This is a genomic window from Acinetobacter sp. ANC_7513 (genome assembly GCF_056779915.1).
Window position 1 is genome coordinate 191549 of the sequence record NZ_JBWYIW010000004.1, and the last position, 6204, is coordinate 197752.

The window sequence follows — 6204 nt, forward strand, 5'->3', positions numbered from 1 at the left end:
ATATCCACAACTGAAAGAATTGCAAGATTATGAAGTAGGATCGCAATATAAGTGATAAAGCGTTTGCATAATGGTGAGGACTTTAGGATCACTCACTTGATAAAAAATTTGTTTACCTTCACGACGAGTCACCACCATTTCAGCTTTACGTAATACGGTTAACTGTTGTGAAAGCGTGGGTTGAAAAATTTGAGTTCGATTCTCAATTTCCTGAACGTTCAATTCACCATCTACTAAAATACAAAGTATCTTTAAGCGATCAGGATTCGACAGGACTTTAAGTCGATCGCTGACTTGATCAACTTGTGAAAAATCCATTTGATTGAATTCAACATCAGACGGCATTGGATGTTCCTTTGAAACTGAAGGATGCGTATGTTAAAGCATCTTGATTATTTTTCAAAATTATATAATATAAAAAAATATATTGTAAATAAGTAAATTGTTATGCATGATTTTGTGATTGCTTTTTTAGGTGGAGCACTACTCGGTTTATCTGTGGTTGGATACTTATATGTGAATGGTCGAATAGCAGGGATTAGTGGTTTAATCGGTCAAGTACTAAATCCGCATAAAGTTTTCAAAACACCAGCATTGTGGTTTTTAATGGGTCTCATCATCACACCGTTTATCTATGGTATTTGGGTTCAGCCTGAAATTGAACTCGAATCAAGTCCATTCATGATGATCGTGGCAGGTATCTTAGTTGGATTTGGAACACGTTTAGGTTCTGGCTGTACAAGTGGGCATGGCATTTGTGGTTTAAGTAGATTGTACAAAAGATCTATTGTGGCAACACTAAGTTTTATGCTGACAGGCTTTATAACGGTTTATTTAATTCGACATGTCACAGGAGCATTCTAAATGAAAAACCTTTTTGCTTTTTTGTTTGGCTCACTTTTTTCCGTGGGGCTCATGTTATCTGGAATGTCGAACCCTGAAAAAGTTCTTAATTTTCTTGATTTATTCGGTGAGTGGGATGCAAGTTTGGCATTTGTCATGATGGGTGCCATTGTCGTGGCATTCATACCCTTTCAGATCGTAACCAGAAGTGAAAAACCTTTAACTCTATTCAATGAGACTATTGATCTACCAAAGAGCAATCAGCTTGATAACAAGCTCATTATAGGTGCTAGCTTGTTTGGGATAGGCTGGGGCATCGCAGGTATCTGTCCAGCACCAGGATTAACATTGATTGGTTTAGGGCATTATCAATCACTCTATTTTGTGATTGCGATGTTGATAGGAGTTTTAATTCACCGTAAATGGATGGGGGCATAGTTATGAAACTAGTGATGAAAGACGCCACTCAAGATCAAATCAAGCCGCTAATTAAAGATTTTTTTGATCAAAATACCAATACATTTAGTTATGTCGTGGCTGATCCTGTGACATTAAGTTGTGCCATTATCGATAGTGTTTTAGATTTTGATGCTGCTTCTGCGACAACAACGACGGAACATGCTAACCAGATTATTCAATACATACATGAACAGCATTACAAGGTTGAGTGGATTTTAGAAACACATGTGCATGCTGATCATTTGACCGCTGCGCAATATTTAAAATCAAAGCTAGGTGGCAAAATTGCCATGAGTCATCATATTGGAATTGTACAAGAAACATTTGGCTCAATTTATCAATTGGATATTAAGGCAATAAACGCACAGCAACCATTCGATTATTTATTTAAAGATCATGAGTGTTTCAAAATTGGAGAAATTGAAGCCTACAATATTCCAACGCCTGGTCATACACCTGCTTGTCTTAGTTATGTGATAGGTGATGCAGTTTTCGTGGGTGATACTATATTTATGCCAGACTATGGTACAGCACGATGTGATTTTCCACGGGGCAGTGCAGCAGAATTATTTGATTCAGTTCAGAAGCTTTATCAACTGCCTGATCATATGCGTGTATATCTATGTCACGATTATTTACCAGAAAATCGACACCAGTATATGTGTCAAACGGATATAAGAACGCAAAAAGCATCGAATATACACATTCGAATTGATTCAAAAAAGAATGATTTTGTGGAAATGCGCAATAGCCGTGACGCGACATTGGGGATGCCAAAGCTCATTTTACCAGCCATTCAAATCAATATGAACGGTGGCAAATTTCCGCCCACTGAACACAATGGAGTATCTTATTTGAAAATCCCTTTAAATTTTTTCAAATCTTAAAGGTTAGCTACTTTTATTATTATAAATATTATAAATACATGTTATGTAAAAAATTGAAAAATGCTTTAAATACAAGTTAAATAGGCGTATAGTTAAGTATGAAAGTTGATCAGCCTAGTCGGTTATTAACTTGATTTTTTCTATGTTTCTAAACACTCTTTATCGATAAGAGTTGAGAGGAAATTTTGCTAAGATCTAGTGGACTCATCATTGCATTTGCAACGGTGTTATTACAACTAGCGGTTTATTTACAACCGATCTTACCGGAGAAATTTCATATCGCTCCGGTATGTATGTCTATTATGCATAATTTACTTTCTCCAGAACGCCATCAGCATGTTCATGAGACTTATCACGATCTCGTCCACCATTTGAGTGAACACGAACATCATCACGACCATAATCAAATTACTCACCAATGCCAATATTGCACTGTTTATGGAGACCTCGTCTTACCATTTGATTTTGGTGTAAAAGAAATTTTTGATCGCTTACAAGTTAAGCTGAGTTTCTACCGCAATTCTTTTTGGCACGTTTATTTTTCTCTACAGAAGCTCTATCTTCTGCCTCAAGGCCGAGCGCCACCTTTTGGACTCTAATTGATTTAAACCTTGGATCATTTTGATCTTAATCAATTTATGTAGAGTTCAATATTATGAAAAAAATCTTTAAACAGTCTGTAGCCAACAGACGGTATTCACTCATCCTCAAAAAAGTGAATTTAAAATCGCGTGTTATCGGAGTGATACATGACATCTACAATGTAATTCTAACTGTAGTTTTAAACTCAGTGAGGAACAACATTCACCACAAAACTCAACGATAAGGTGACGTCATGGATCTAGGACTAACAGCGCTCGAATTGGCGCGTATTCAATTCGCATTCACTGTTTCATTTCACATTATCTTTCCAGCAATTTCGATTGGATTGGCAAGTTTTTTGGCTGTGCTCGAATGGCGTTGGCTTAAAACGAATGATCCTGTTTATCGAGATCTGTTTAAATTTTGGATAAAAATATTCGCACTTTCATTTGGTATGGGTGTCGTTTCAGGCGTGGTGATGAGCTATCAGTTTGGAACCAACTGGAGTGAATTTTCACGTATAGCTGGTAGTGTCACTGGACCATTGCTAACTTATGAAGTACTCAGTGCGTTTTTCTTAGAAGCTGGTTTCCTCGGTATCATGTTGTTTGGCTGGGGGCGAGTTGGACCAAAGACGCATTTTTTTGCAACCTTAATGGTGGCAATAGGAACATGTATATCCATGTTTTGGATTCTGTCTTCTAATAGCTGGATGCAAACACCTCAAGGCTTTGCATTTGAAAATGGAATAATCGTTCCTCAAGATTGGTTCGCGATTGTCTTTAACCCATCCTTTCCTTATCGATTAGCGCATATGGCACTGGCCGCTTTCTTGGTTTCAGGCTTATTGGTTGCCGCAACTGCTGCATGGCATCTACTCAAAGGACGCCGTGATGCGTTAGTTAAAAAGTCATTCTCGATGGCAATGTGGATGATCCTTGCTTTAGCTCCACTACAGATGTTCGTGGGTGATTTACATGGATTGAATACCTTAGAACATCAGCCTGCTAAATTAGCTGCAATCGAAGGTCATTGGGAAACCAATAAAGATCATGGTATGCCGTTGTATCTATTTGGTATTCCAGATATGGAAGCTGAAGAAACTAAATATGCGATTGGTATTCCAAATCTGGGTAGCCTGATCATGACACATACCCTTGATGGTGAGGTTAAAGGCTTAAAAGAATTCGCACCTGAGGATCGACCTAATTCAACCATCGTTTTTTGGAGTTTCCGAATCATGGTGGGTATGGGCATGCTCATGATCTTACTGGCTGTATTTGGTCTATGGCTACGTAAGACAGGCAAATTCTATGATTCTAAATGGTTGCACAAGTTTGCTTTGTGGATGGGGCCTTCAGGTTTTATTGCATTATTGGCAGGCTGGTTTACCACAGAGGTGGGACGTCAACCTTGGATTATCTATGGCGTAATGCGTACGAAAGATGCGTTATCTCCTGTCTCTGCGGAACAGGTTGGACTTACGCTAATTATTTTTGTTGTGGTGTACTGCATCGTATTTGGTATCGGTATCTTTTATATGTTGAAAATGATGGTAAAAGGACCAGAATTTATTTATTCAACACCACATTCAGATGGCGAAGTGATCCGAGCGTCTAAACGCCCGATGAGTACCATTGATAATGAACAACAACTTGAAGCATCAAACAGGGTGAATGATCAGGAGAATTTGAAATGATTGATTTATCATTGATTTGGATTGTGATCATCGCACTAGGTGTGTTGATTTATGTCGTTCTTGATGGTTTTGATTTGGGAATTGGTATTTTATTTCCATTTGTGAAAGATCGCCAAGAGCGTGATGTCATGATGAATACTGTAGCACCCGTATGGGATGGCAATGAGACTTGGATGGTACTTGGTGGAGCTGGTTTATTTGCCGCTTTTCCACTGGTCTATTCGACTGTATTGTCCGCATTATATATGCCCATTACCTTAATGGTGATCGCGCTTATATTTCGTGGAGTCGCTTTTGAGTTTCGTTTTAAGGCTAATCGGACTAAAGCACTTTGGGACCAAGCATTTATTTGGGGTTCAATTTTAGCTTCATTTTTACAAGGTGTGATTTTAGGCGCTTATATTCAAGGAATACAGACCACCAATGGTGTGTTCACGGGTGGTGGTCTGGATTGGCTCACTCCATTTTCACTCTTTACAGGTTTAGGCGTTGTTGTGTTATACGCGACACTCGGTTGCGGATGGTTAATTTTTAAAACGGATGAGCGTGTACAAGATCATATGTACCGTCTGATGCCGAAGCTTATGATCGCGTTATTTCTAATATTTGGCGCTGTCAGTATTTATACTCCCCTTGTACATGACGATATTGCACAGCGTTGGTTTAGTCAGCCACAAATGTGGTATTTCAGTCCCGTACCAATACTGGTATTGATTTTCACTTTCCTAGCGCTCAGAGCTTGTAAACGTCGTCAGGAGTTTGCGCCTTTCATCTATACATTGGCTTTGGTATTTCTTGCGTATACGGGCTTCTTAATTAGTTTATGGCCTAATATCATTCCGCCAAGTGTAACGATTTGGCAAGCTGCTGCACCTCAAAGTAGTCAATTATTTGCTCTCATTGGTGCACTCATTCTAATCCCAATTATATTGTTTTATACCGCTTTATCTTATTGGGTATTTAGAGACAAGGTCCGTGTTGGTGACGAAGGTTATCACTGAGGAGAATGATAATGAAACTGAATCAAGCAGGGTGGTTTATTGTTTTATGGCTCGGTGGTTTTTTAAGTCTATTATTGATTGCTGGTCTATTTCGATTGCTCATCCAGTGGGCGTATTAATCTAAATCTTTAGACATCAACAATTAACCCATCATCTAGGTGATGGGTTTTTAATTTAAATACTAACGACTAATCGTTGTTGATCATAATTGGGTAATATAAACTATGATATAGGCACAATTAAGCGGATTTTAGCTTCTAAAATAACGCTTTAAAAAGTTTACTTAAACAATTAAATTAAGATCAAATTAGAAGAATCATCTGAATCTTTGAGAATGATGAATGACATCCTTTCAATCACTTATGACATAACTATCGCCGTTTTAAGGTATCACGAGACTGATATTTAATTGTCGTTGTCCATGGTCTAATTACTGTGAAAAAAAGCCAGACTGGTGGAGCAATCTGGCAAAGCGTCAAGATGAGTCACCCGTGACAAGTGATGTTTCCTGAGTTCAGGTTTGAGTTGTTCCGAACTTAAGCCTGAATAAATTCAGCCACAGCTCGGTTAAACGCCTGTGGTTGTTCAACATTAGAAATGTGCGAAGCATTAATCTCAACAAGTTGACTACCCGCAATCGCGGCTTGCATAAACTGACCATCTGCCACAGTGGTCACAGGGTCTTGTTGACCTGCAATAATCAATACAGGAATCGAAATCTGTTTGAGTTGTT

9 protein-coding genes are annotated in these 6204 nt (G+C 38.4%); 7 read left to right on the forward strand and 2 right to left on the reverse strand.

The window, feature by feature from the left end; genetic code table 11:
- Positions 1 to 27: 27 nt before the first annotated feature.
- The gene (locus AC1M9B_RS07160; RefSeq protein WP_481608856.1) at positions 28 to 345 is read right to left on the reverse strand and encodes a metalloregulator ArsR/SmtB family transcription factor; all 318 of its coding nucleotides are present in this window, start codon (positions 343 to 345) and stop codon (positions 28 to 30) included.
- A 102-nt stretch (positions 346 to 447) separates the two neighbouring features.
- Here AC1M9B_RS07160 and AC1M9B_RS07165 point away from each other — a divergent pair, with 102 nt between their 5' ends.
- The 7 genes from AC1M9B_RS07165 (at position 448) to AC1M9B_RS07195 (ending at position 5590) form a co-directional block, all read left to right on the forward strand.
- A complete protein-coding gene (locus AC1M9B_RS07165) occupies positions 448 to 864 on the forward strand; it encodes a YeeE/YedE family protein (protein ID WP_481608857.1) in 417 nt (138 codons plus the stop codon).
- The gene (locus AC1M9B_RS07170; protein WP_179997938.1) at positions 865 to 1281 is read left to right on the forward strand and encodes a DUF6691 family protein; all 417 of its coding nucleotides are present in this window, start codon (positions 865 to 867) and stop codon (positions 1279 to 1281) included.
- A gap of 14 nt (positions 1282 to 1295) precedes the next feature.
- Entirely contained in the window at positions 1296 to 2189 is an 894-nt protein-coding gene (locus tag AC1M9B_RS07175) for an MBL fold metallo-hydrolase (RefSeq protein ID WP_481608863.1), read from the forward strand.
- Positions 2190 to 2374: 185 nt separating this feature from the next.
- On the forward strand, positions 2375 to 2788 hold the full coding sequence (locus AC1M9B_RS07180; protein ID WP_481608858.1) for a DUF2946 domain-containing protein: 414 nt from the start codon (positions 2375 to 2377) through the stop codon (positions 2786 to 2788).
- Positions 2789 to 3024: 236 nt separating this feature from the next.
- Positions 3025 to 4470 carry a cytochrome ubiquinol oxidase subunit I gene (locus tag AC1M9B_RS07185; RefSeq protein WP_180028991.1) on the forward strand — a complete coding sequence of 482 codons (1446 nt, stop codon included), beginning with the start codon at positions 3025 to 3027 and terminating at the stop codon, positions 4468 to 4470.
- A complete protein-coding gene (gene cydB, locus AC1M9B_RS07190) occupies positions 4467 to 5471 on the forward strand; it encodes a cytochrome d ubiquinol oxidase subunit II (protein ID WP_180028990.1) in 1005 nt (334 codons plus the stop codon). Before AC1M9B_RS07185 ends, cydB begins: the two co-directional genes overlap by 4 nt.
- A gap of 11 nt (positions 5472 to 5482) precedes the next feature.
- Complete coding sequence (locus AC1M9B_RS07195) at positions 5483 to 5590, forward strand: DUF2474 family protein (RefSeq protein ID WP_155757002.1); 108 nt, start codon at positions 5483 to 5485, stop codon at positions 5588 to 5590.
- A 417-nt stretch (positions 5591 to 6007) separates the two neighbouring features.
- Here AC1M9B_RS07195 and AC1M9B_RS07200 read toward each other — a convergent pair.
- The coding region (locus AC1M9B_RS07200) for an alpha/beta fold hydrolase (protein WP_481608859.1) at positions 6008 to 6204 on the reverse strand (197 nt) is incomplete at its 5' end.